The following is a 24444-nucleotide window of genomic DNA, read 5'->3' as shown; positions in this document are numbered from 1 at the left end:
TACAAACTCGCAAACCATCATGTGAAAACCGAGACGACGCGCCGTACGGCCGTAGCCTCCGTTGCCTCCCGGCCCTGTAGGACCGAGTCCCCACGGAAGGAATCCGATGAACGCATTCCGAGAGCTGCTGTCGGCCGGGCGCGTGACCCACGTGCCGGGCGTGTTCGACCCGTTGAGCGCGACCTTGGCGGTGCACGCCGGTCACCGCGCGGTCCACCTGGCGCAGGCGGCTGTGGCCTCGGTGATGATGGGCCGGCCCGACATCGGCTACGTGCCGGCCACGCAGCTCGCGGATCGTGCCGCCACCCTGGGACCGGTGCTCGGCGGCGTCCCTTTGCTGGCCGACGCGGGCCCGGGGTTCGAGACCGAGCGGGACGCGGTGTGGACCGCGCTGTCGTATCAGCGGGCCGGCATCTCGGGGGTGGTCGTCACGGAGATGTTCGCCGAGCTGCGCAGCCAGGTTCCCGACATCGCCGTCATCGCGAGGACCAACGCGTACGGGACCGGCGGGCTGGACGCCGTGGCCGAGGACTGCCGCGTCTTCGCAGAGCTGGGCGCCGACGCCGTGCTGCCGGCCGGGGTGTGCACGCACGGCGAGTTGTCGCTGCTGCAGGCCACGCTGCCGGGTGTCCCGCTGGTGCTGTCCCGCTCGGAGGCAGCCGGCGCGCCGGACCTGCTCCCCGACGTGCAGCTGGCCGCTCTCGGCGTACGGCTGGTCCTGCACCCGCTGGCCGCGCTGCTGGCCGCGGCCCGGTCGGCGTCGCAGGCGTACCGGTCGATCCTGACCGACGGCAACGCCGACGCGGTGGACCGGATGCCGTGGGCCGCCCTCACCTCGCTGGCGCCGTCACCTGAGAGTGCCGCGGTCCCCGCCCCGCCCGGCGGCGCCGCGGGTCCCGCACCGGTTTTCGTCCCGGCCAACCTCGACACGTGAGGCAGGCCTTCCTCGAGGCAGCCGAGGTCGTCTCCCCGCTGCTGCGCTCCGCCGCCGCCCGTGGCCGCCGACGCGGTGACCGTCTGCCTGGCCCGGTTGTCGGGAACGCGGCACGGCTTCCTGCCTGTGCTGCGCACGCTGTCACGCCGGGAGCGGGCCGGCGGATCGGTTGCGGCGTTCTGACCTCGGTTTAGGTTGGACTCATGGCCTTGCTGCAGGTGACCCCGAACGGCCCGTACGGGAAGGACGTGCACCCGCGGATGCCGGTCACGCCCGACGAGGTGGCCGCCGAGCTGACGGAGTGCTTCGCGGCCGGGGCCACGGGCGTTCACCTGCACGTACGCGACGAGTCGGGCGCCGAGACCCTCGACCCGGCGGTGGTCAACGAGACGTGCCGCCGGGCGCGCGAGGTGGCGTACGGGGAAATCGAAGTGGGTCTGACCACGGGGGCTTGGATCGTGCCCGACCTGGCCGGCCGGATCGCCATGATCCGCGAGTGGGAGGGGGTCGACGTCGCCACGGTGAATCTCTCGGAGGACGGGTTCGAGCAGGTCATGGCGGCGATGCTCGACGTCGGCATCGGCATCGACGTGGGCCTGTGGGCGCCTCAGGAGATGCCTGCGCTGCTCGCATCGGGGCTGCTGCCGCACGCGGCCCGTGTCAGCATCGAACTCGACCCGGGTGAGCCGTACTTCCACAGCGGGCCGCCCGCGGCCGTCGCGCGGCGGGTCAACGACCTGCTCGACGAGGCCGGGTCCACCTGCCCGCGCCTGACCCACGGGATGAACGACTGGACGTGGCCGCTGGTACGCGACGCCTTCGCCCGCGGTCACGACACGCGGGTCGGTTTCGAGGACTCGATCCTGCTCCCCGACGGCTCCCCGGCGACGAGCAACGCCGACCTCGTGAGGGCGGCGGTCGCGCTCCGGGACAACGCCTGACCCCGGCGCCAATCTCAGGCCGCACCTTCCGTCGCCGCGCCCTGATCTCATCCGGGTGTGTCCGGGGTAGCGGCCGGCGTGCGCCCGGGTGAGCACAATGAGGGCGTCGCGCCGACTTTGGGGGAGGAAACGCGATGGACACTTGTGAGATGCACGCCAGGCTGGTGACCGAGTTGCGGGCGCTGCGCGCGGAGGCCGGCCTGACGCTGCGCGAACTCGGTTTGAAGGTGCACGTCAGCGACTCGTCGTTGTCCCGGTACTTCACCGGCCAGGCCCTGCCTCCGTGGGAGGTGGTGCGGGCCCTGGCCGATCTGGGCGGGGGCGATCCCGCGGAGTTGCGCCGCCTGTGGGAGGCGGCGCAACGGGAACGCCGGCTGTCCCGATGGCCGTCCCCGCAAGCGACCACTGTGGAGCGCCGGATCGGGCCGCTGGTGGGCCTCTGTGCCCTGATGGCCGCGTCGGGCGTGGTCGGCTGGGCGCTCGGCCGGCGTTGACCCGGGCCGTCCCGGGAAGTTCCCGAGAAGCGTTGCCGCTGGTCGCAGCGTCGTGGCCGGCGGCACGCTGAGATCGTGCCCCGTCGGACGCGGGGCGAGACCGACAGACGGGGGAATGATCGTGAACCGCATCGCACGCCGCAGCCTGATCCTGCTGGGAACCGGGACCGCCGTCGTGGCCGCCGCGCTGCTGGGCGCCGGGGTGGGCGGGGCCGCGCAGGCCGGCAAGGGTGTCACGGCCGTGGAGACGAGCGTGGCCGGAACCAACTGGGACCGTACGCCGGTCGGCGCGGGCTGGGCCGGGCCGACGTGGGCGGGACCGACCTGGGCGGGGCCCACGGCGGCCGAAGTTTAAGAGCGGCTGGGGCGCAGATCACGTTTCCATTGCCGCGCGTTGATGTCTCACCCGCCGAGAAGTCCGGTGCCCTACGGTGATCCGATGGCGACGGACGAGTGGACGCGGTGGTTGTTGACGCGTCGCGACGGCGGCAATGCCGAACTGCGCGCGCAACACGCCGTCGACCTTCAGGTTTTCCGCGACGAGGTGCTCGACCGGGCCGGCCTGGCCGCGGACGACACGCTGCTCGACGTGGGCGCCGGAACGGGGCTCATCGCGTTCGGCGCCCTCGATCGGCTCGGGCCCGACGGGCGCGTCATCTTCAGCGACGTCTCCGACGCCGGTCTCGAGGAATGCCGGCGCCGGGCCGGCGACGACAAGCGGTGCAGTTTCGTGCACGCCTCGGCCGAGGATCTGTCGCCGATTCCGGACGCTTCCGTCGACGTTGTCACGACGCGTTCCGTTCTCATCTATTGCGACCACAAGGCGGCCGCTTTCCGCGAGTTCTTCCGGGTGCTCAAACCGGGCGGCCGCCTGTCCATTTTCGAGCCGATCAACCGTTTTCTGCTCGTGCACCGGGGCGACAGCCTTTTCGGGCTGCGCGATCCCGAGGTCGCCGATCTGCTGGCCAAGGTGGTCGCCGTCTATCGGGACGGCGCGCGGCGCGGCGAGAACCCGATGACCGATTTCGACGAACGGGATCTGCTGCGCTGGGCGGCCGAGGCCGGGTTCGACGGCATCGAGATCGACTACCGGGCGCAACTGGACGTGCCGGCCGAGCCGATCGGCGACTGGGAGGCCCGCAAGAAGGTGGCCCCCAACCCGCTCGCCCCCACCTACGGCGAGGCCATGGAGGCGGCTCTCACCGCCGAGGAGTACTCGCGCCTCGACTCGCGGATGACGCAACTTGCCCAGTCAGGTACCCCTACGCGGCGTACGCTCGCGACCACGTATCTGCGCGCCCTGCACCCCTGATTACCAGCCAAAATCCACGCTCTGCGATCACGCAGTCACGGTACGTGCGTGCGTTATGCCCGAAGGCCTAGCCTGCGAGTACTACGCACGTGCGCACTTGAAGGTCACGGGAACCCAGGCAGAATCACCTGCATGACGTACGGCAAGAACGACCTGCCCTACCCCTACTGCGCGGACTTCTCGGGAATCGTCACCCGGGTCAAGGGGGTGCGCGAGTCGACGCGTGCCGCCCTGGTGAACTCGCTGAAGGTGGCGTCGTACCTCAAGGCCGGCGCCAACCTCATCGAGCGGAACCTCGGTGCCCAGCGGCCGGCCACGGCGACCGGCGACGGCCGCAAGCAGTACTGGTCGGGCCTGAGCTTCCTGACCGAGCGTGCCCTGTCGGCCGAGGTCGAGGAGCTTGAGCTGCCCTTCCTCCGGCAGAAGGGCGCCGGCCCGTACAGGTCGACGTGGGCCAGCCACGACGACTACCTCAACGACCTGCTCGCGTTCATGCTGCACGCCATCAACTACGACCCGCAGTACGGGGCCGATGTGGAGACGCGCGGTGACTGGCTGGCCACCGACGACAGTCTGGTCGACGCCGTGGACAGGTCGAGTTATCACGAGCTCATGGCCCTTTGCCGGATGCCCCTGTTCAAATTGCAGCTCATCATGGTGGCAACCGCTCACCGCAACGACGGGATCCGCGGCGCCATCGCGAACAACTACGCGGGCGCGCTCGAGCCGTGGATGAAGATCTACGAAGAGACGATCGCCGCGCGGGGTTATCAGCTTCGCCCCGGCATCACCATCCAGGAGTTCACGAACCTCCTGGCCGCCGTCACGGAGGGTCTCGCGGTGCGGCACCTCGGCGACCCGAGCGCGGACATCGCCGACCACGGCCCCACCGAGAACCTGGTGGGCAAGGGGGTGCTCGGGATCATGGCGGCGTATCTCGAGCCCATCAAGAACCCGACTGGTTTGACACTGCGCGAGGTGTTCGAACGAGCGGCCGACAACGGGGGACCCTCATGACAAGTACGACGGAGCGCCCTGTGGCCTCCCGGGAACCATCCTGGTGGGACAAGCAGGGCGATCTGATCATGCGCCGGCCGTTCAACGAGTGGACGTTCACCCACATGAACTGGCTGATGCCGACCGAACGGGTCGCCCGCGGCGCCACCCACCTTCCCCTCCGGGCCGACAACCGGCCGCTACCCGTGAGGTACACGTTCTCCGGGCACGAGCACACCCTGGCCGAGCTGCACCGCCGCACGTTCACCACCGCGTTCGTCGTGCTGCACCGCGGCGTGATCGTGCATGAGACGTACCCGGGGGCCTTCACCGGACCCCGTACGCGGATGCAGTTGTTCTCACTGTCCAAGTCGGTGACGTCCATCCTGGTCGGCATCGCGCTCGACGAGGGGCTGATCGGCAGCGAGAAGGACCAGATCACCGACTACCGGCCCGACTTCCTCGGGACGGCGTACGAGGGCAACACCATCGCCGAGCTCCTCGACATGACCACCGGCGTCGGCGACCTCGAGACCTGGGAGGTGCCCGACAGCGGCATCAAACGGTTCGAGCAGACGATCATGGGTGGCGGGGACATCGCCGACGTGGTCCGCGCGGCAACGCGGACCGCGCCGGCGGGCGAACGCTTCAACTACTCCACCTTCGACACCCAGATGCTCGGCTGGGTCCTCGAGGCGGCAACGGGGCAAAGCCTTGCCTCGTACGCCTCGACCCGGCTCTGGCAGAAGCTGGGGTGCGACCGGGACGCGTACTACTGGCTCACGCGTGGACGGCCGCGCACGGCCATCGGTGGCGGCTCACTGAACGCGACCGCCCGCGACGTGGCCCGGATAGGCCTGCTGATGGCCGGCGACGGCGTGGCCGGCGGTGAGCAGATCGTGTCGCGCGACTGGGTGCGCCGCAGCCGGGGCAACGACAAACCGCAACTCGCAGTGGGTTCGCTCGGCCCCAGCGGCTACGACCACTACGGCTACGCCAACCAGTGGTGGACGCTCGGCAGTGAGCACTCCGGCGCGTTCACCGGCCTGGGCGTGCACGGCCAATACCTCTACGTCTACCCGGACGCCGAGGTCGTCATCGTCAAGTGCAGCGCCTGGCCCACCCAGGACGATGCCCGCCGCGACGCCGAGACCGTCGCCGCCCTGCGCAGCGTGGCCGACCACCTCGCCCGTACGCGCTAAAGGGTTTTCCGCAGTTCCCTTTGTTGTCCGGACCTGGCCCGCCCATGGCCAGGTCCGGCCTTTTCCTTTGCGTCCTCGCCGCGCCCCACACCCATTCCTGAAAGGCACTGTTGATGAACCCTGCCCTGAAAAGGCACCCTGTCGTGGCATTTCTCGCGGCGACCACGGCCATTCTTCTCGCCATTTCCGCGGCCCTTCTTCCCGGGAAACCGGCCCGCGCCGCTCAGCTCGCCGGAACCGTTCTGTCCAGCGCCACGGCCACCTTGCCGCCCGAGTTGGCGCCGCTGGCCAACGGCAAGCGCATCTCGTACCTGTCGACCGATGTGAGGTCCATTCCCATCACCGCGACCGGGCTGATCCTCACCCCGAAGACCGGTAAGAACAACAAGATCGTGGTGTGGGGTCACGGCACGACCGGCCTGGCCGACCAGTGCGCCCCGTCGGTGAGCCAGGCGGTGTTCTGGCCCGAGGCGCGGGCCGCCATCGCCGAACTGCTGCGGCGCGGCTGGACGGTGGCCGCACCCGACTACCCCGGCCTCGGCACGGCCCTGCCCCACCCGTACCTGGTCGGCGCGAGCGCGGCCCGCTCGATGATCGACAGCGCGAAGGCTGCCAAGAACCTCGACGCCACCCTGGGCACCCAGTACGCGATCGACGGCCACTCGCAGGGCGGGCAGGGCGCCCTGTTCGCCAACGAGCTCGCCCCCTCGTACGACGGGAACTTGACTTTGAAGGGCGTCGCCGCGATCGCGCCGGTCTCGAACGCCGACCTGTTCGCGCCGCTCATCCCCGGCACGCCCGCCCAGGGTTACCTGGTGATGGCCCTGTACGGCCTGCAGGCTGTGGACCCGACGGTGGCGCCGCAGCTGATCCTCGCCCCGCCCGCGCAGGCCCGCACCGGCGTGCTGCAGAGTGGTTGCCTGTACGAGATCCTCGACGCCTACGACGACCTGACCGCGTCGGAGCTGCTCGTCGGGGGCGCGTTGCCGGCTCCTGTGGTCGCCAAGCTGTCCAAGTACGCCAACCCGGCCCAGAAGGCGCCCAGCGCCCCCATCCTGCTGGTGCAGGGCACGGCCGACGAGGCGGTCCCGTACGTCATCACCGCCGGCCCGCTGCTGACCCAGCTGAGCGCCTACCGGCAGCCGGTTGAGTTCATCGAGATCGAAGGCGCCACGCACGACGGGGCAGTGTTCGAGAGCACCGTCCAGGTCGCGAACTGGATCTCCGGCCGCTTCTCCTGAAGCCGACGGCCTCCCACGTGCCACGACCCCACACGTGGGAGGCCGTCATCCCCGCTCCGCTCCGACCCGGCCCCGGAGGGCACCTGAGGCGACGCTGAGAATCATGTAAAGAAACTTTGACTTGGTGTCCGTGATTCTTTACCTTCGTTGGCATGACAACTCAGGAACGGCGGGCCTGGACCCTCGCCGTCACCAGCCTCATCGGCTACGGGGTCTATCTGGCGCTCGTGGCCGCGGACATCTCGTACGTCCGTGCCCTGCTGTGGATTGTGGGCAGCGGGATCGTCCTCAACATGGTTGTGGACATGCTCTCCGGCGGCGCGCAGAAGCCCGACCAGCGCGACCGCGAGATCGGCCGCTTCGGCGACCACATCGGCCAGTCCCTCGTCGTCGCCGGCGCGGTCACCGCGATGCTCATGGCCATGTTCGAGGTACGCCACTTCTGGATCGCCAACGTCATCTACCTGGCGTTCGTGCTCTCCGCGGCCCTCGGCTCGATCGCCAAGATCTTCGCTTACCGCAGGGGTTTCCACCCGTGGTGAAACCGACCCGCATCACCAACCAGATCCGCGCCCTGCGCTTCACCGCCGGCGAGATGACCCAGGCGGAACTGGCCGACCGCATCGGCGTGACCCGCCAAACGGTGATCGCCATCGAACAGGGCCGCTACTCGCCCTCCCTCGAGGTCGCTTTCCGCATAGCCCAGGTCTTCGAAGTCAACGTGGACGACGTCTTCCAATACCCGGCCGACGAACCTTCCTGAGCGCCCCGTCCACCACTGTCAGATCGGAGCCGCTGTCGTGAAAGCCGTTGTCCACAACGTGTACGGGGATGCCGACGTTCTCCACATCGACGAGGTGCCCAAGCCCACCGTCAAGCCCAATCAAGTTCTGGTACGCGTCCGTGCCGCCGGCGTCGACCGCGGGGCGTGGCACATGATGACCGGTCTGCCGCTGGTCGCCCGGCTCGGGCTCGGCCTGCGCGCGCCGCGCAACCGCATCCCCGGCCTCGACCTGGCCGGCGTCGTCGAAGCCGTCGGCGAGCAGGTCACCGACTTCGCCGTGGGCGACGAGGTCTTCGGTGAGGGTTCGAGCAGCTGGGCCGAGTACGCCAGGGCCAAACCGGGCCGGCTTCTCCACAAGCCCGCACACCTGTCGTTCGAACAGGCCGCCGCCATCCCCACCTCGGGCGCGACCGCACTGCACATGTTGACGCCGAAATCCACCCAGTCAACACGTGAGGTCCTGGTGATCGGCGCGGGCGGCGGGGTCGGCTCGTTCACGGTGATCCTGGCCAGGTCCCAGGGCGACCACGTCACCGCCGTCTGCAGCACGGCCAAGATCGACGCCGTACGCCGTTTCGGCGCCGACCGCGTCATCGACTACACGAGCGAGCCGCTCACCGGTTCGTACGACCTGATCGTCGACATCGGCGGCAACCGCCCGCTGTCCACATTGCGCGCCCTGCTCAAACCCACCGGCACCCTGTCCCTGGCCGGCGGCGAGAACGGCGGCCGCTTCTTCGGCGGTCTCGAGCGCAGCCTGCAAGCCTTCGCCACGACCCCGTTCATCAAGCAGAAGCTACGAGCCCCCATCGTGATCGCTGGCCGCGACGACCTGGCCGCCCTCACCGACATCGAGTCGCCGCTGGGAAGCACCTACCCCTTGAGCGAGGCCGCCACGGCCATGCGCGAGCTGGCGGCAGGCCGGATAACCGGCAAAACGGTCCTGACAATGCCCGCCGACACTGACTGACCCCCGACCGCGCACGCCCGGTCCCGGCACCTCGCCCACCGCACGACACAACGCCCGGGTTCGCCGACACGCCCGGCGCCCCCGACACGACACACCCCAGCCACGCCCGACGCGGGATTCGCCCGGGACCTGCACAGCTTCTCCACCAGCGGCGGGATGTTGAGTGGTGGGGTGAGGTGTGACCGATCAAATCGCGTACATGGATGACGCCGCCGCTACTGCGGTGGGGCGGGACTACAAGGCGCGGCTGCTCCGAGGGCTTGAACTCTCCGCCGGGCAGACCGTTGTCGATCTGGGGTGCGGGCCGGGGACGGATCTGGGCGCCCTGGCCACGGCGGTCGAACCGGGCGGGACGGTCATCGGGGTGGATCGGGAACCGGGCATGCTGGCCGAAGCCGCGCGACGGCATCCGGGCGCCGACGTTCGCCACGGGGATCTGGGGGCGCTGCCGCTCGAGGAGGGCGAGGTTGACCGGGCAAGGGTTGATCGGGTGCTTCAACATGTTGATACACCTGGTCGATCCGTTGCGGAGGCGGCGCGGGTCCTGAAGGCGGGCGGGCTCTTCGGGGCGGCCGAGCCGGACTGGGACACCCTCGCCGTCGCGGACGAGGACCTCGGGACCAGCCGGGCCTTCGCCCGGTACACGGCGAGCAGGGTGCGGAATCCCAGCGTGGGGCGCGACCTGGTGCGGCTGTGCACGGCGGCGGGACTGACAGTCCATCGGGTCGAGGCCGTGCCGGTGTTGTTCCGGGACTTCGCCACGGCTGACCGGATCCTGGGGCTGCAGCGCAACACCGAGAAAGCGATTGCGGGCGGGGCGGTGGAACCGGCGTACGGGCAAAGCTGGTTGCGAAGGCTCGAGGCGGGGCCGGTCGTCGCCGGGTTCACGCTCTATCTGGTCATCGCGGTGAAGTGACGGCGTAAACGGCGGTGTTCACCGGCCCCGCAAGGGCAATCGAGTACCGATCGTGAGGCGGGCCACTTTCAGGAAGCTCCCAGCTCAGGCGAAGCGGAACGCCGCGGGAGGACCCAGTACCGTGGGCGCGGTGAACTGGACCCGGAAGACGACGATCTTTGTCGTGGCGGCCCTCATGGTCCTGGTTGTGGCGGTGGTCGTGCTGGTGCGGCGTAACTCGAGCGGCAACGAGAACAACGAGGCCACCCCCACCCCGACGACCCCGAGCAGCGCATCCCCCACCCCGGCCGAGACGCCGTGGACGGGCACGTGGGCGGTGGCCGTGCAGAACGGTGGGCGCGGGTTCGAGCGGCAGACGGTCCGGCAGATCATCCGTACGAGCATCGGCGGCGACACGGTCCGGGTGCGGTTGTCGAACGAGTTCGGCAGTGACCCGCTGACCGTCAGTTCCGTCCACCTCGCCCAGCATCTGCGGGGGAACACGGTCGACGCCGGCACGAACGCGCACGTGACGTTCGGCGGCGGCGACTCGGTGACGATCGAATCCGGTCAGACCGCGGTGAGCGACCCGGTCCGGTTCAGCCTGCCCGCTGGTGGGGACGTGGCGGTCAGCGCCTACGTGCCGGAGCGGATCGGGTCGGTGACCCAGCACGCGTTCGCCAACCGTAACAACTACGTGGCGGCGGGTAACCAGGCGACGAAGGCCGGCCTCGACGGGGTGCAGACCTTCGACAACTACGCGTTCCTGGCCGGCCTGGACGTGCAGAATCCGCAGTCCGAGGGCGCGGTCGTGACGCTCGGCGCGTCGATCACCGACGGGTTCGACTCGTCGTTCGGCGAGAACAGGCGCTGGCCCGACCAGCTGGCGCGGCGGCTGATCGCGGCGAACCGCACTGTCGGCGTGCTCAACGCCGGGATCAGCGGGAACATGCTGCTCAAGGACGGCGCGGGGCAGAGCGCGGTCAACCGGTTCGATCGGGACGTGCTCGCGCAGACCGGCGTCAAGTGGGTGGTCTTCTCCGACGCGGCGATCAACGATCTGGGCGACAGCAACCCGCCCAGCGGCGAGCAACTGATCGCGGGACTGCAGCAGCTGATCCAGCGCAGCCACGACGCCGGCATCAAGATCTTCTGCGCGACGCTGACCCCCTACAAGGGCACCGACTACTGGAGTGAGCAGGGCGAGGCCGGGCGTACGGCGGTCAACGAGTTCATCAAGGGCGACGGCAGCGGCTGCGACGCGGTGATCGATTTCGACACGGCGATCCACGACCCGGGCGACCCGCAGCGGTACAACCGGCGCTTCAACACGGGCGACAGCCTGCACCCCAACGACGCCGGCATGGAGGCGATCGCCGCCGCCGTCGACCTGCAACTGTTCCGATAGCGGCACACATCAGGAAGACAGCGGCAAACATCAGGAAGACAGCGGGGCACATCAGCAAGACGGCGGGGCACATCAGCGAGACAGCGGGGAACATCAGCAAGACGGCGGGGCACATCAGCAAGGGGTAGCGAACGGCACGTCCGGGAACGAGGCACGCCACACGTCCTCGGTCAGCACGCCCCGAGTCGTACGGCAGATCCGGTCGATCGCCCGCGCCGGGTCGAGCGGCCACACCCGGCTGCCGGTCCCTCCCGTGCTGACCACCGCGGACGCGTCCGCGGTGAACAGCACCCCGGTCACCGGCCCGACGTGCCCCGTGAACGCCTCCCCCACGGCCTCCGGCGCGCCCGGATCAGAGATGTCCCAGACCCGTACGGTCTTGTCCGCCCCGCCGGTAGCCAGAACCCGCCCGTCCGGCGAGAATGCCGCCGCCGTGACCCCGGCGCTGTGCCCCGCCGGCAAGCCACGAGCCACCGGCCGCCGGGGGTCGCTGACGTCCCACAGCCGTACGGTCTTGTCGAAGCTCGTCGTGGCCAGCAACCGCCCGTCAGGGCTGAACGCCACCCGCAGGTACCCCGACGCCTGCGCGGTCAGCGGCGGCCCCACCTGCACCGGTCGCGCCGGTTCAGTAACGTCCCACAGCACCACCCGATCGCTGTCCCCCGCCGCGAGCAGCGCCCCCGACGGGCTGAACGCCACGTTGGTCAGCGCGGGCGGCAAACTCGACGGCAGCAGAGCCGGACGCGCCGGGGTGTGAAGGTTCCACAGCCGCACCGAACCGTCGAGGTCCGCCACCGCGAGCAGCTTCCCGTCGGCCCGCAACGCCACCGAGTGCACCTGCCGGGTGCCCGCCCGATGCACCAGCGCCAGCCGCCGCCGCGTACGGGCATCGAAGACGGCGACCCGCCCGTTCGTGTCACCCGCGGCGAGCAACCCCGCCGCCTCCGCCATGGCCCACACACCCCCGGTGAGCCCGCTGCCGAACCCCTCCCCCGGGCGCGGCGCCGCCGGGTCGCGCAGGTCCCACTCCCGTACGGTGGAATCGCCCTCCACCACGTGCAGCAGTTGCCCGAACGAACCCGCAACCCCGTCCAGCATCGTCGGCGGGAACCGCCACTGGTAGACCCGCCCGTCGTCCCCCGCGGTCACGAAGCTGCGCCCGTCCGGGCTGACCGCCGCCGTCCAGGCCCCGCTGCGGCCGCTCAACGTCTGCGTGGTCAACGCCCGGGGCGCCCCCGGATCGGCCGTGTCCCACAGCCGTACGGTCCCGTCCAGATCCCCCGCGACCAGCACCCGCCCGCCCCCGCCGAACGACACCGACCCGAACCCGGTGTCCGACCCCTCAAGCGGCGCGCCGACGCTCTTGCGGGCGCGCACGTCCCACAGCCGCAGCGTGCCGTCGAACGCCGTGGTCGCCAGCACCCGCCCGCCCGGGTGGAACGACATCGCGCTGATCTCCGCGGTGTGTCCCCGGGGCAACTCAGCCGACGGGACGCCGCGGGTCATGTCCCACAACCGGATCCGCCCGTCGCGATCCGCGGTGGCCAGGGCCTTCCCGTCGGGCTGGAACGCGACGACCTCGACCGCGCTCGCCCCGTTGACCAGGGCCGGGCCGAGCGGTTTGCCGGTCGTCGACCACAGCCGCAGCCGTCCGTCCGCTCCCCCGGTGGCGACCGCCTGCCCGTCCGGCCGGAAAGCCACGCTCCAGGCCGCGCCGCGATGCGCCGTCCACCTGACCGCCGTACGGGAATCCACGTCCCACAACCGAACCGAGCCGTCGATGCCCGAGGACGCGAGCATCCGCCCGGACGGCGAGAAGGCGACCGACCGCACCTCGTCGTCGTGGCGCAGCGGCTCGCCCAGCGGCGCCGGCCGGTCGGGGTCGCGGGTGTCCCACAGCCGTACGGTCCCGTCCCCGCTCGCCGTGGCCAGCAGGCCCCCGTCCGGACGCCAGGCCGACGACCACACCGTCCGGGTGTGCCCCGCCAGCGGCCGCGCCAGCAGCAGGTTCTGATCGTTGAGCAGCTTCGAGCGCGCCGCAACCGTCGGCCGCCGCCGGTACGACACGACGTCGAGCTGGGCGGCCAGCGCGGCGTCGGTGGCCCGCAACCGGTCGGCCTGCGCGATGATCTCGTTGGTGACGGCGTTGTCGCGCTGCCGCAGCGCCTCGGCCCGTTGCGTCCCGGCGGTCACCGCCGCGCCCGAGGCCAGCAGGGTGAGCGCGGCCAGCAGCCCGATCCCTGCCCGCCTGCGGGCGACCGTTCGCCGGGCCAGCCGCTGCGACGCGTCCAGGAAGCTCCGGGCGTTCTCGTCCACCATCTCGTCGTGCGCCTTCGCCCACGTCGTGGCCTGTTCGAGACGGCTGCCCCGCAGCAGCAGCGCCGGGTCCCCCGGTTCCGTCTGCCAGGCCGCCACCGCCGAGGCGAGCTCCTGCCGCTGCCGGGCGGCGTCGCGGTCCTCGTGCAGCCACCCGGCGAGCCGGTCCCACGAGCCGATCAGCGCCTCGTGCGCGATCCGCACCTCGGGCCCGTCGGCGTTGACCAGCCGCGCCCGGACGAACGCCTCCAGGGCCGGGGTGTGGCTCGCGGGCAGCGCCGAGCGGTCCACGATCGCCCCGGTGTCCGCTCGCGCGTCCGCGCCCACGCTGACCAGCTGCAGCAACAGCCGGCGAGCGGCGCGCCGGCCCGGTTCGTCGAGCCGCTGGTACGTCCGTTCGGCCGCTTGCTCGATGGCCCCAGCAACCCCGCCCACGGCCGCGTACGAGGAGGCCTTGAGCACCCTGTTCTCGCGCAGCTGCCAAGTACGCAACAACGCGTACGACAGGTACGGCAGCGCGCCGGTCCCCGCGTCGCGGACCAGCAGCTCGACCAGCCCGTCCTCGAGCCGCAGCCCCTTCACCGTGGCCGGTTCCACGATCGCCGCGCGCAACTCGTCCCGGCTCATCGGACCGACCACGACATGCCCGTCGGTGAGCGCGGCGGCCAGCGCGGGCAGCGCCGTGCAGTGGCCGTGGAAGTCCGAGCGCACGCCCAGCACCACGATCGCGGCCGGCCCGTACCGGGTTCCCGCCGCGGCCACCGCCAGCAGCTCGACGAACGAGCGCCGTTCCTCCTCGTCCTCGACCAGCGTGAAGATCTCCTCGAACTGGTCGATGACGAGCACCGGCCGGGCGCCGCGCGGCGGGATCCGCGCCAGGAACCGCGCCGGGTCCTGCAGCATTTTCTCCCTTACGCCCGGCAGCGCGAGCCCGGTCAGCTCGGCCAGCCGCCCGGCCAGCGTGCCGAACGGGTCCCGCCCCGGCGTCATCGAGACCGACGGCCAATGCTCGCTTCCCGGCAACGCCCCCGCGCGCAGCTTGGCCAGCATCCCGGCGTGCAGGACCGACGACTTCCCGCTGCCCGACGGCCCGATCACCACACAGATCCCGCCCGACCAGCTGGCCCGGCGCACCCGCTCGACGAGCCGTTGGGTCACGGTGGCCCGGCCGTGGAAGACGCTCGCGTCCTCCTCCAGATAGGCGTCGAGCCCCCGGTAGGGCGACCGGCCGTCGTCCGGCGTCGCGGGGCCCGCGGGTGGCTCGTCCACGACCGGTTCCGCGTACGCGCGGTTGATCGTGACGACGACGTCGCCGACCTGGTTGGTGGTCTGGAACTGCGGAACCGGTCTGTCCTGCGCGATCATCCGCCGGGCCAGCAGCTCCCGCACGTAGTGCAGGGTGAGCCGGCGCGGCCCCTGTTCGTCGCCCTCGCGCAGAACACGCAGAAACGCGCCGGCGAACGAGGTCAGCTCGGCCCCCGGCTCGGCCAGCGCGAACGCGTCCCGCTCGGCCGAGGCCAGCACGGCGCTGCGCAGGGTGGGCGGTTTCGCGCGCCCCGAGAAGCAGCAGTCGAGCACCACGATCGACGTGCCCACCCCCGTCTCGCCCAGCGCGAGCGCCAGCTGGTGGTAGTCGAGCGCGGTGAACGGCAGCAGCGGGTCGTCACCGCGGACGGTGGTCTGCGTGGCCAGGTGCAGCTCGCCGTCCGGGTTGAGCAGCCCGTGCCCCGAATACCACAGCACGAACGTCTCCCCGGCCTCCCGCGCCGCCGCGACCGTGGCCTTGAGCAGCTGCATCGGCCCGGCCGGATCGATCAGCACCTCGACCGAGTCCGCGTCCACCCCGCAGTAGCCGACCAGCGCGTCCGCCACCGCCCGGGCCGACCGGGCCGCCGCCGGCACGTCGAGCAGCGGCGAACCGCCCCGGTACGTCGCGGCCCCGACCACGAGCACGCGCACCCCGCTGCCCGTCAGGTCGGCCATCAGTCGACGTCCCGCAACGTCCGGCTGACCTCCGCCGTGAACTCGGCCATCTTCGCGGGCGACATGTCGCGCACCCGCTCCGCGTTCAATGTCACCGCGGCGCCGTCCGAGCGGGTCACCGTCACCTCGACGCGCCCCTTACGCGTACGCAGGAACTCCACCAGCATCGTCGCGAGCGCCCCCGACGACGACCCGAGCAGCACGCTGAGCGCATCGAGCGCGGGCCCGAGATGCCCCGGCACGACGGGCGCCTCCACCAGCTCGACCCGTCCGCGGAACTCCTCCTCGGCCACCAGCCACCGGCGCATGGCGCGCAGCTCGTCCCCGCCCGACTCGGCGCCACGAGCGGTCAGCAGTATTCGCACGTGGACAGTAGTACTCGCGCCCGCCCTTGCCCCGGGACGGCGGACAGGCCGAGTTTTTGCACCCCAACCGCTTACCCCGATCGAGTGCGTCCATTTTCGAAGATCAAGTTCGACACCGGTTTCCCGTACGCCACGTCGCCTCCATCAACCGCACCAGCGCCGCTCGCGGGGTTCCTCGCAAGCCAGGCGAAACGACAGGCCGTAGCGCGGCCACGGGCCGTGGTGGTGGGCTGAGCAGGACGCGCGCCACACCCATCGCCGTGCGCCGTCGCCAACCGCACGACCAGCGCGAGGTCGTCAGTGCGGACGCCCGCCGCGTCACTGCCACCGCGCACCTTCGTGACCTCACAGCCGGGCGGCACACCAGGACCAGCGCCGGTGCGGGTCAGCTCCGCTGACCGCGCCCCGGTCCGACGTGTCCGATCGACCAGCGTGCCACTGCGAAAACAGCCGTCACGCGTCGGTCAGCCGCTCCTCGAACGTCGGGCCGCTGATGCCCATGGTGGCTGACGCGTGTTCACCGCCGCGTGATCGAACCCGGTCATCGCCCCGCCAATCGCGTGGGGCTGGCCGAGCGGGTCGACAACCACATCCGCGCCGGGCCGCTCGCCGGCGCCGGCCCGGCCCTGAACCAAATCGCCGGACAGGTGATCGCCGTCAAGCCGTTGAGCGCTCGACCCGTCGCGTAGGGCCGGTCAATGCAGCATGCCCGCGGTGTAGAGGAGCTCGCCCAGGTCGGCGACGCACTCGCCGGTCCAGATGAGCGAGCCCGCGGCCACCGCCAGTGGCACTGTGACCAGGGCGAGCAGGCCCGCGGCGTAGCGCGGCGCCAGCAACGACGCGACCCGGCGGGGAACCACGCCCGCACGGCGCAGGTCGCTGCCCGAGGGGGCCATCGGCAGGCCGACCCGGCTGCCGGAAGCGCGCAACGCCGCCACACCGATCGCGCGGGCCACCACCCGGCGGTCACCCACCTGTTCCGCGGCGCGTTCGTCGGCCGCGCGCTCGACCAGGAACTCGATGCGCCGGGTCAGCCACCGGAACACCGGGTGCGCGGCCGCGGCCAGCCGCGCGAACAGCACCAGGTGGTGGTGCCGCGCGTCGAGGTGGGCCCGTTCGTGGGCGAGCAACGCGCTGTACTGCTGGTCGTCGAGGGCCGACCGCATGCCCGTCGTCACCACCACCCGCCCGGGGCGGCCGGGCACCGCGAACGCCTCGGCCCGTACGTCGTCGATCATCGCGACCCGGTCGGCGTCGACCGGCAGCCCGCGGAACTCGGCGGCCACCGCGTTCTCACCCCGGTGCCGCTGCCAGACCCGGATCATGCCGGCCACCGCGGCCAGCAGCAGCACCACGGACAGGCCGGACACCCACGGCTCCCGCGAGGTGTCGGCGCGCACCACCGCGTCGGAGAACCCGAGCCGGACGGCCACCGGGTGCAGCTCGGCCATCGCCTTCACCGTGAACGTGCCCAGGCTGACCAGACCCGCCGCGGCAGCGCTGACAACCGAGATGACCAGCACCGTCACGGCCGCCTCGGGGCGTAACCGGTCGGCCAGCCACCGCACGGCCAGCGCGACCAGCACGGGACAGACGACAACAGAGACCACAAAATGATCGAACACGGGGCCTCCTCCACGGCCCCCCAGTCATACACCCGGCGGTGCTGGACCTGAAGGGTGCTTCAGGTCATACGGTGGGGGCCATGCCGGTCATCCAAGGTCACGTGCGCGTCTTCTACCAGCTGCTGGTCAACACGCTGCTCGTGTCGGTCACGAACTTCACCGTCTGGTTCGCGATCACGTTCTACACGTACCTGGAGACACGGTCGGTCTTCGCCACCGGCGTCATCTCGGGCATCTTCCTGGTGATGACGGCGCTGACCGGGATCTGGTTCGGCAGCCTGGTCGACCACCACCCCAAGAAGACGATGATGCAGATCTCGGCCGGGATCTCGCTCACCACGTACGTGCTGGCCCTGGTCCTCTATCAGCTGACGCCGCGCGAGCAGTTCCGCGATCCGGCGAGTGTGCCGTTGTGGGGGCTGATCGTCCTGCTGATGGTCGGGGTGATCGCGGGCAACATCCGGACGATCGCGCTGCCGACCATGGTCACCGCGTTGATCGCGGAGGGCACCCGCGACCGCGCGAACGGCCTGGTCGGCACCGCGTCGGGCGTGTCGTTCCTGGTCACCTCGGTGATCAGCGGCCTGCTGGTCGCGCTCGGCGGCATGCTCTGGGTGCTCGTCACCGGCATCGTCGTGCTGGCGCTCGCCCTCACCCACCTCGCCCTGGTACGGGTGCCCACCAGCCTGACCACGGCGTCCGACGCATTTCCGGCCGACGCCCCCTCGTTCCCAGCGCCCGCGATCACTGCGGACCCGGCCCTTGCGCCCCCGATCTCCGCAGCCCCAGCCTCTACGCCTCCGATCTCCGCAGCCCCGGCCCCTGCGCCTCCGATCTCCGCAGCCCCGGCCCCTGCGCCCCCGGCCGGCGCTCCCGCGGTCCCCGCCAGGATCGAAGCAGCGGCGGGAGCCACCCCGCCCCCAGCCGCTCCCCAAGACCGCGCCGCCGTTCCGAATCCAGGAGCTTCCGCCGCAACCACCGCCCCAGCAGGTGCCGGCGCGCAACTCGGCACGGAAGCCTCAGCCTCGCAGCGGGCCGACGCCGATCCGCGGGTAAAGATCCCACCGGTTCCCGGCGCCGAAGCGAACTCGGGCGGGATCGACCTGCGGGGCACGATGCGCGTGATCGCCGGCGTCCCGGGCCTCACCGCCCTGATCATCTTCTCGGCGTTCAACAACCTGCTCGGTGGCGTCTTCATGGCGCTGCTCGACGCGTACGGGCTCTCGATGATGTCCGTGCAGGGCTGGGGCCTGCTCTGGGGCGTACTGAGCACCGGCTTCATCGTCGGCGGGCTGCTCGTCTCGCGCACCGGGCTGGGCCACAACCCGGTGCGGCTCCTGCTGCTGATCAACATCGTGTGCTGGACCGTGACCCTGCTGTTCCCCCTGCGCGCCTCGATCATCTGGCTCGCGATCGGCCTGTACGCGTACATGCTCGTCGTCCCGTACGCCGAGGCAGCCGAGCAGACGATCCTGCAGAAGGTGGTTCCGTACGAGCGTCAGGGCCGGGTCTTCGGGTTCGCGCAGAGCGTCGAGCAGGCCGCATCCCCGCTGACCGCGTTCCTGATCTCGCCGCTGGCCCAGTTCGTCTTCATCCCGTTCATGACCGACGGCGCCGGCGCCCGCCTGATCGGCTCGTGGTTCGGCACCGGCGCCGCCCGGGGGCTCGCCCTGGTCTTCATGATCACTGGAGTGGCCGGCCTGATCGTCACGGCCGTGGCGTTGCGCAGCCGCCCCTATCGAAGGCTCAGCACCCGCTACACCACGGCCGCGTAGCCGTCGATCAGAACGCGGGCAGGACCGAGCCCTGGTACTTGTCCTCGACGAACTTCTTGACCTCGGGCGAGTGCAGCAGCTTCTCCAGCTTCACGACCCGCTCGTCACCCTCGTCGCCGGTGCGGACCACAACCAGGTTCGCGTACGGGTTGTTCTCGCCCTTCTCCAGGGCCAGCGAGTCGGTGGCCGGCTTGAGCCCGGTCTCGATCGCGTAGTTGCCGTTGATCACCGAGATCGCGGTGTCCTCGAGGCTGCGCGGCAGCTGGGCCGCCTCCAGGCTCTTGAACTTCAGGTTCTTCGGGTTGCCGGTGATGTCCTTCTCGGTGCCCTTCACGCCGACGCCGTCCTTCAGCGTGAGCAGCCCGTTGGCGGCGAGCAGGTTGAGCGCGCGGCCCGAGTTCGACGGGTCGTTCGGGAGGCCGACCACACCGCCGGCCGGCACGTCGTTGATGCTCTTGACCGTCTTGGAGTACACGCCGAGCGGCTCGATGTGCACCGGCTTGAGCGCGGTGAACTTGTAGCCCTTGGACGCGACCTCCTCGTCCAGGTACGGGATGTGCTGGAAGTAGTTGGCGTCGAGCTGCTTCTCCTGCAGCGCGACGTTCGGCTGGACGTAGTCGTTGAACTCGACGATCTCCAGCTTCAGGCCTTCCTTGGCGGCCAGGTTGTCGGCGACGTACTTGAGGATTTCACCGTGCGGCACGGGGCTGACCCCGACCTTCAGCGTGTCGCTGGAGGATGCGGACTCGCTGTCATTGCCACCGCACGCCGCGAGGCCCAGCAGGAGCGCGGCGGACGTGACGACTGCGGCGAGTGAGCGGCGCATGGTCGACCTTTCTTACTACCTGTTTGTGGGTGGCCGGCTCCGTGGAGAGCCGGTCCTACTTGTGGGAGAGCCGGCGGACGAGGACGTCGCCCGCCATCTGGACGAGTTGGACGAAGACCACGAGGACGACCACGGTGGCGACCATGACCTCGGTCTCGAAGCGCTGGTACCCGTACCGGATGGCCAGGTCGCCGAGACCCCCGCCGCCGACCACGCCGGCCATGGCCGAGTAGCCGACCAGGGCGATGACGGTGATGGTGAGACCTGCGACCAGGCCGGGACGGGCCTCGCGCAGCAGCACCTTGCCGACGATCTGGGTGCGGGTCGCGCCCATCGCGGTGGCCGCGGCGACCACGTCGGGCGGCACCTCCCGCAGCGCGGCCTCGACAATGCGGGCGAAGAACGGGATCGCGCCGATGGTCAGCGGCACGATCGCGGCGTCGGTGCCGATCGTCGTGCCGACCACGGCCCGGGTGAACGGGATGACCGCGACCAGCAGGATGATGAACGGCAGCGAGCGGGCCACGTTCACCACGAAGCCCAGCACCGACGACACCACCGGCGCGGCGAGCAGGCCACCGGGCGCGGTCAGCACGAGCAGCACGCCGAGCAGCAGGCCGCCGATCGCGGTCAGCACGGTGGAGACGCCGACCATCCACGCCGTCTCCCGCAGCCCGACGGCCAGCAGGTCGGACAACTCGGACCAGGTCACGGCTTCTCCTCGGGCAGGGTGACGACGGCGCCACGCGAGCGCAGGTGGTGGATGGCGGCGGCGCCGTCGCCGGGGACGCCGAGCCGCCACCGCCCGGCCCGCCCCGCGGCCAGGGTCTCGACCGAGCCGCTGAGCACCCGTACGTCGATGTCGAGCTCGCGGGCGACCTCGGTGAGCAGCGGCGCGTCGGCGTCCTCGCCACTGACCGAGACGTCGATCACGGTCTGCCCCGGGACCGTCGTGAAGTCGTCGAGCGGGAACAGGTCGCGGGCAAGCTCGGAGCCGGGCCGGTGCAGCAGCTCGGCGACCGGGCCCGACTCGACGAACCGCCCGTCGCGCATGACGGCGGCGGACCGGCAGATCCGCTTCACGACCGTCATCTCGTGGGTGATCAGCAGGATGGTGAGGCCGAGCCGCCGGTTGAGGTCGAGCAGCAGCCGCAGGATCGAGTCGGTCGTCTCGGGGTCGAGCGCCGAGGTCGCCTCGTCGGAGAGCAGCACCTTGGGACGGGCGGCGAGGGCGCGGGCGATGCCGACGCGCTGCTTCTGACCGCCGGAGAGCTGACCCGGGTACGCGTCGGCGCGCTCGCTGAGCCCGACGAGCTCGAGCAGCTCCGCGACCCGGGTCCGGCGCTCGGCGCGGGGAACGCCGGTCACTTCCAGCGCAAAAGCAACATTCCCCGCCACCGTACGGGAGGAGAGGAGCGCGAAATGCTGGTGGATCATCCCGATTCCGTGGCGGGCCTGGCGCAGCCGCCGCCGGCTGAGTGTGGTGAGCTCGACCCCGCCGACCGAGACCGTGCCTGCGTCGGGGCGTTCGAGCATGTTGACGCAACGCAACAGCGTGCTCTTGCCGGCGCCGCTGCGCCCGAGCACGCCGAAGACGTCGCCCTCGCCGATCGTGAGGTCGACGCCGTCGACTGCCACGACCTCGTGGTCACGCCGCCCCTTGCCCCGGTACGCCTTCCGGAGCCCACTGATCTCAATCACACCGCACCCTGACAGACACCATCGACGATCTCGAAAACCCACATTACCGATAGGCTTGAAGACATCGACACGCTAGTCCGTCGCGGCGCAGGGCTCCACCCGCTGTAACGACCGTCACCGCTGTCGGCCCTGACCGATGTGCTCACTCAACGTTAACCATCGCCGGGCCGCCCCGTTCGTGATGCCGATCACCAGCACCCGACCGAGCGACCCCTCAGCACGTACGGGCTCCGCAGGGTCGCCGCCGGGGAGCGGGTGATCCGGCCGTACGGGGGTCCGGACGCCGAACGGGAGAGGACGGTATGTGGCCGAATGAGAACCTTGTTTTCCCTGTTCAGGAACCATCTGTCGCGTCCCGGCGGTTCGTTCCGCGCCACACTGTCGCGGCCGTAAACCCATTGCGTCGCAGTAACCGTCCGGCCGAGGCAGCCGGCAGCGGCCGACCCGCGCTGTCGGGTAGCCCCGATGCGCTGCTGCGTCGGGGCTACCTCGGAACCGTGCGTGCCACTCGTCGCGGCATACAGCTCGGGCAAGCCCCGGAGGGTGTGGGTCGCGTAGAACGGTGCCGGGTCTTTGCGGGCGCCGGTTGCCCGGCGCAGTGCGAGTGGACCAGGCGGGTGCTGTCCGATGTGGCCCTGTCCGCGAGGGTGGTCACGTGCTGCTTGGTGATCGCTGTGCGGGTGACCCGATGCCATTGTTCCCATTCGGCAGGGCCCGCCAAGGCGCCCGCGGTCTCAGGCGACTGCGCGGAAGAAGGCGTAGTGCCCGGCGATCCGGCGGCTGCCGTGGCCGGTCTGGGAGACCTCGGTCAGCCCACCCTGGCGCATGACCGCCTGGATCCGTTCCGGGGTGTGCCCGGCCAGCCGCGGGTGCTGGTGGCCGCGCGTGCCCGGGCGTGGTGTCCCGTCCGCGTCCAGCAGGTGCAGCTCGCCACCGGGGCGCAGGATCCGGCGGATCTCGCGCATCGCCGCCACCTGTGGCTCCTCGTCGAGGTGGTGGAGCATGTAGGAGGACAGCACCCGGTCGAGGCTGTCGTCCGGCAGCGGCAGCTCGTCAGCGTACGCGAGCGTGAACTGCACCGTCAGGCCACGGCGGGCGGCCTTGCGGCGGGCCTTGCGCAGCGCGGCCGGGTCGGGGTCGATCCCCATCAGGCCGGCTTCCGGCACTCGGCGGCCGAGCCGCATGAGCAGGTCGCCGGGTCCGCAGCCGACCTCCAGCACCTGGTGGCCGGGCTGAACGCCGGCGCGATCGAGCAGCTGCCCGTGCACCTGGGAGATGCCGGCCGCCCGGGTGAACGGGTCGTAGAGAAACAGCATCCAGTGCCGGCCCATCGCCGGGATGTACGGCCGTACGGCTCCGGTCATGACAGCCTCCCGTGGTAGTGATCAGACGAACTTCGGTCGTACCCTCAGCGTTGTGCCCAAGAAGAGCGAGGACATCGCCGGATCCGTGGCAGGGATAGGACATTCTTCCGATGCTCCGGCGCACGCACGACCGACTCGCATGGCCCGGCGGACCACCGGCGGCGTGCCGGTCGCGGTGTTCCGCCGGTTACCCGGCATCCCGCCGGTGGCGGTGACCCGGCTGCCCGACCAGCCGCTGACGCCGCAGCCGCTACCCGGCCCGCAGACGCATACGCACGACTTCCTGGTCCTCCTGTACGCACATCGCGCCGGCGGCAGCTTCCTGATCGACGACCGCGCATGGACCGTGACCGACGGCGATCTGTTTGTGATCGCGCCAGGCCAGGTGCTGACCTTTCCGCAGCCCGCCGACCGAATCATCGAGGACGGATGGGTCGTGTTCTTCCCGGCCGATGTGATCCGCGGCGGGGCATACTCGTGGCGAGCCCACCCCCTGCTCTTCCCGTTCGCCTGCGGCGCCGACCGGACGCAGCGGCTGCGGGTCCCACCGGAACAGCGGCCCAGCTGGGTGGAGCGGATCAGCGCACTCGACAGCGAGCTGCAGACCCGTGGAACCGGATGGTCGGAGGCATCGCTCGCACACCTGATGCTCGTGCTGGTCGCGGCAGCCCGGCTGGCCCGTGACGTCGCCGGTGAACTGCGCGCGGCCGACGAACCGCTGCTGGCCGCGGTGTTCGACGTCATCGAGCACCGGTTCGCCGAACCGATCTCGCTGGCCGACGTGGCCGGCGAACTGGCGCTGACCCCGGGACACCTGACCACCTCGGTACGCCGCCGGACCGGCCGAACCGTGCAGCAATGGCTCACCGAGCGGCGCATGCAGGAGGCCCGTCAGCTACTGACCGAGACCGACCTGACGGTGGCAGCGATCGCCCACCGGGTCGGCTTTCCCGACGCCAGCTACTTCATCCGACGTTTCCGGACCGAGCACCAGATCACACCCGCGCTCTGGCGGCGCCGCTGACCGAGTGGCCACAAGCCGACCGATCAACAAGATCAGGTGCTCGCACATCGGCCATCAGCATGCGCAGGGTCCGCAACGGCGTCACATTCTGTAGCCGATCCCCGTGGTCCGCACGCGCTCGGCGGCAGATCCGCGCACGTGATCATGCGGTCGGAGGGCCGGAACGACTCAGATCGGGGGCGGCGAGAGTTCGGCAATGGCGCCGTTGCCGCTCGATACGGTCTGATCGGCCGCTCGGTCTCGGGTCGGGCCTCGTCCACCATCATCGATAGGAAACGGTGTCAGGAC

24 protein-coding genes are annotated in these 24444 nt (G+C 70.7%); 17 read left to right on the top strand and 7 right to left on the bottom strand.

Annotated features, from left to right (window positions below; all coding sequences use genetic code 11):
* The first annotated feature begins 106 nt into the window (after positions 1-106).
* The 14 genes from C8E87_RS34840 to C8E87_RS34780 all read left to right on the top strand — a co-directional run bounded on the left by C8E87_RS34840 (position 107) and on the right by C8E87_RS34780 (position 11177).
* Entirely contained in the window at positions 107-934 is an 828-nt protein-coding gene (locus C8E87_RS34840; RefSeq protein ID WP_133877664.1) for an isocitrate lyase/phosphoenolpyruvate mutase family protein, read from the top strand.
* A gap of 60 nt (positions 935-994) precedes the next feature.
* Positions 995-1117 (top strand): hypothetical protein, encoded by a 123-nt coding sequence (locus tag C8E87_RS46520; RefSeq protein WP_279536923.1) that lies wholly within the window; start codon positions 995-997, stop codon positions 1115-1117.
* A gap of 20 nt (positions 1118-1137) precedes the next feature.
* Positions 1138-1875 carry a 3-keto-5-aminohexanoate cleavage protein gene (locus tag C8E87_RS34835; RefSeq protein WP_239080481.1) on the top strand — a complete coding sequence of 246 codons (738 nt, stop codon included), beginning with the start codon at positions 1138-1140 and terminating at the stop codon, positions 1873-1875.
* Positions 1876-2009: 134 nt separating this feature from the next.
* Positions 2010-2369 (top strand): helix-turn-helix domain-containing protein, encoded by a 360-nt coding sequence (locus tag C8E87_RS34830; protein ID WP_133877663.1) that lies wholly within the window; start codon positions 2010-2012, stop codon positions 2367-2369.
* Positions 2370-2490: 121 nt separating this feature from the next.
* Positions 2491-2724, top strand: a complete 234-nt coding sequence (locus tag C8E87_RS34825) for a hypothetical protein (RefSeq protein WP_133877662.1) — start codon at positions 2491-2493, stop codon at positions 2722-2724.
* 84 nt (positions 2725-2808) lie between these two features.
* Complete coding sequence (locus C8E87_RS34820) at positions 2809-3681, top strand: class I SAM-dependent methyltransferase (RefSeq protein WP_166661381.1); 873 nt, start codon at positions 2809-2811, stop codon at positions 3679-3681.
* A 132-nt stretch (positions 3682-3813) separates the two neighbouring features.
* Positions 3814-4698: a hypothetical protein gene (locus tag C8E87_RS34815; RefSeq protein ID WP_133877660.1), complete on the top strand. Its 885-nt coding sequence runs from the start codon at positions 3814-3816 to the stop codon at positions 4696-4698.
* A complete protein-coding gene (locus C8E87_RS34810) occupies positions 4695-5879 on the top strand; it encodes a serine hydrolase domain-containing protein (protein ID WP_133877659.1) in 1185 nt (394 codons plus the stop codon). Before C8E87_RS34815 ends, C8E87_RS34810 begins: the two co-directional genes overlap by 4 nt.
* A gap of 143 nt (positions 5880-6022) precedes the next feature.
* A complete protein-coding gene (locus C8E87_RS34805; protein WP_239080480.1) occupies positions 6023-7120 on the top strand; it encodes an alpha/beta fold hydrolase in 1098 nt (365 codons plus the stop codon).
* A 152-nt stretch (positions 7121-7272) separates the two neighbouring features.
* Positions 7273-7662, top strand: coding sequence for a hypothetical protein (locus C8E87_RS34800; protein WP_133877657.1), 390 nt, complete (start codon positions 7273-7275; stop codon positions 7660-7662).
* A complete protein-coding gene (locus tag C8E87_RS34795) occupies positions 7656-7883 on the top strand; it encodes a helix-turn-helix transcriptional regulator (RefSeq protein WP_133877656.1) in 228 nt (75 codons plus the stop codon). The genes C8E87_RS34800 and C8E87_RS34795 overlap by 7 nt, the downstream gene beginning before the upstream one ends.
* Before the next feature lie 37 nt (positions 7884-7920).
* Entirely contained in the window at positions 7921-8874 is a 954-nt protein-coding gene (locus C8E87_RS34790) for an NAD(P)-dependent alcohol dehydrogenase (protein ID WP_203720844.1), read from the top strand.
* Between the two features lie 178 nt (positions 8875-9052).
* Positions 9053-9790 carry a methyltransferase domain-containing protein gene (locus C8E87_RS34785; protein WP_239080479.1) on the top strand — a complete coding sequence of 246 codons (738 nt, stop codon included), beginning with the start codon at positions 9053-9055 and terminating at the stop codon, positions 9788-9790.
* 130 nt (positions 9791-9920) lie between these two features.
* Positions 9921-11177: an SGNH/GDSL hydrolase family protein gene (locus tag C8E87_RS34780; RefSeq protein WP_133877654.1), complete on the top strand. Its 1257-nt coding sequence runs from the start codon at positions 9921-9923 to the stop codon at positions 11175-11177.
* Positions 11178-11291: 114 nt separating this feature from the next.
* Here C8E87_RS34780 and C8E87_RS34775 read toward each other — a convergent pair whose 3' ends face one another.
* The gene (locus C8E87_RS34775) at positions 11292-15476 is read right to left on the bottom strand and encodes an nSTAND1 domain-containing NTPase (protein ID WP_133877653.1); all 4185 of its coding nucleotides are present in this window, start codon (positions 15474-15476) and stop codon (positions 11292-11294) included.
* Positions 15476-15841: an effector-associated constant component EACC1 gene (locus C8E87_RS34770; RefSeq protein WP_133877652.1), complete on the bottom strand. Its 366-nt coding sequence runs from the start codon at positions 15839-15841 to the stop codon at positions 15476-15478. The genes C8E87_RS34775 and C8E87_RS34770 overlap by 1 nt, the downstream gene beginning before the upstream one ends.
* 527 nt (positions 15842-16368) lie before the next feature.
* Between C8E87_RS34770 and C8E87_RS43990 the strand changes: the two genes are divergently transcribed.
* A complete protein-coding gene (locus C8E87_RS43990) occupies positions 16369-16530 on the top strand; it encodes a hypothetical protein (RefSeq protein ID WP_166661380.1) in 162 nt (53 codons plus the stop codon).
* 6 nt (positions 16531-16536) lie between these two features.
* Here C8E87_RS43990 and C8E87_RS34765 read toward each other — a convergent pair whose 3' ends face one another.
* Entirely contained in the window at positions 16537-17466 is a 930-nt protein-coding gene (locus C8E87_RS34765; protein WP_133877651.1) for a M56 family metallopeptidase, read from the bottom strand.
* A gap of 80 nt (positions 17467-17546) precedes the next feature.
* On the opposite strand from C8E87_RS34765, the gene C8E87_RS34760 reads away from it, so the two are divergent.
* The gene (locus tag C8E87_RS34760; protein WP_133877650.1) at positions 17547-19241 is read left to right on the top strand and encodes an MFS transporter; all 1695 of its coding nucleotides are present in this window, start codon (positions 17547-17549) and stop codon (positions 19239-19241) included.
* Between the two features lie 7 nt (positions 19242-19248).
* Here the strand turns inward: C8E87_RS34760 and C8E87_RS34755 are convergent, their stop codons facing one another.
* The 4 genes from C8E87_RS34755 to C8E87_RS34740 form a co-directional block, all read right to left on the bottom strand.
* Positions 19249-20067 (bottom strand): MetQ/NlpA family ABC transporter substrate-binding protein, encoded by an 819-nt coding sequence (locus tag C8E87_RS34755; protein ID WP_133877649.1) that lies wholly within the window; start codon positions 20065-20067, stop codon positions 19249-19251.
* 55 nt (positions 20068-20122) lie between these two features.
* Positions 20123-20779 carry a methionine ABC transporter permease gene (locus C8E87_RS34750; RefSeq protein ID WP_203720843.1) on the bottom strand — a complete coding sequence of 219 codons (657 nt, stop codon included), beginning with the start codon at positions 20777-20779 and terminating at the stop codon, positions 20123-20125.
* Positions 20776-21768, bottom strand: a complete 993-nt coding sequence (locus C8E87_RS34745) for a methionine ABC transporter ATP-binding protein (RefSeq protein ID WP_133877648.1) — start codon at positions 21766-21768, stop codon at positions 20776-20778. Before C8E87_RS34745 ends, C8E87_RS34750 begins: the two co-directional genes overlap by 4 nt.
* 734 nt (positions 21769-22502) lie before the next feature.
* Complete coding sequence (locus C8E87_RS34740) at positions 22503-23132, bottom strand: class I SAM-dependent methyltransferase (RefSeq protein ID WP_133877647.1); 630 nt, start codon at positions 23130-23132, stop codon at positions 22503-22505.
* 163 nt (positions 23133-23295) lie between these two features.
* Here C8E87_RS34740 and C8E87_RS34735 point away from each other — a divergent pair, with 163 nt between their 5' ends.
* On the top strand, positions 23296-24156 hold the full coding sequence (locus C8E87_RS34735; RefSeq protein WP_133879145.1) for a helix-turn-helix transcriptional regulator: 861 nt from the start codon (positions 23296-23298) through the stop codon (positions 24154-24156).
* Positions 24157-24444: the final 288 nt, after the last annotated feature.

Source organism: Paractinoplanes brasiliensis (assembly GCF_004362215.1).
GTDB classification, from domain to species: Bacteria; Actinomycetota; Actinomycetes; order Mycobacteriales; family Micromonosporaceae; genus Actinoplanes; species Actinoplanes brasiliensis.
This window is presented reverse-complemented; position numbering and strand designations above follow the sequence as displayed.

Bases quoted from the DNA above. Each gene is read 5' to 3' on its own strand.
- C8E87_RS34840 (WP_133877664.1), top strand. From the start codon at position 107: ATGAACGCATTCCGAGAGCTGCTGTCGGCCGGGCGCGTGACCCACGTG.
- C8E87_RS34835 (WP_239080481.1), top strand. From the start codon at position 1,138: ATGGCCTTGCTGCAGGTGACCCCGAACGGCCCGTACGGGAAGGACGTG.
- C8E87_RS34830 (WP_133877663.1), top strand. From the start codon at position 2,010: ATGGACACTTGTGAGATGCACGCCAGGCTGGTGACCGAGTTGCGGGCG.
- C8E87_RS34820 (WP_166661381.1), top strand. From the start codon at position 2,809: ATGGCGACGGACGAGTGGACGCGGTGGTTGTTGACGCGTCGCGACGGC.
- C8E87_RS34815 (WP_133877660.1), top strand. From the start codon at position 3,814: ATGACGTACGGCAAGAACGACCTGCCCTACCCCTACTGCGCGGACTTC.
- C8E87_RS34810 (WP_133877659.1), top strand. From the start codon at position 4,695: ATGACAAGTACGACGGAGCGCCCTGTGGCCTCCCGGGAACCATCCTGG.
- C8E87_RS34800 (WP_133877657.1), top strand. From the start codon at position 7,273: ATGACAACTCAGGAACGGCGGGCCTGGACCCTCGCCGTCACCAGCCTC.
- C8E87_RS34775 (WP_133877653.1), bottom strand. From the start codon at position 15,476: ATGGCCGACCTGACGGGCAGCGGGGTGCGCGTGCTCGTGGTCGGGGCC.
- C8E87_RS34760 (WP_133877650.1), top strand. From the start codon at position 17,547: ATGCCGGTCATCCAAGGTCACGTGCGCGTCTTCTACCAGCTGCTGGTC.
- C8E87_RS34755 (WP_133877649.1), bottom strand. From the start codon at position 20,067: ATGCGCCGCTCACTCGCCGCAGTCGTCACGTCCGCCGCGCTCCTGCTG.
- C8E87_RS34740 (WP_133877647.1), bottom strand. From the start codon at position 23,132: ATGACCGGAGCCGTACGGCCGTACATCCCGGCGATGGGCCGGCACTGG.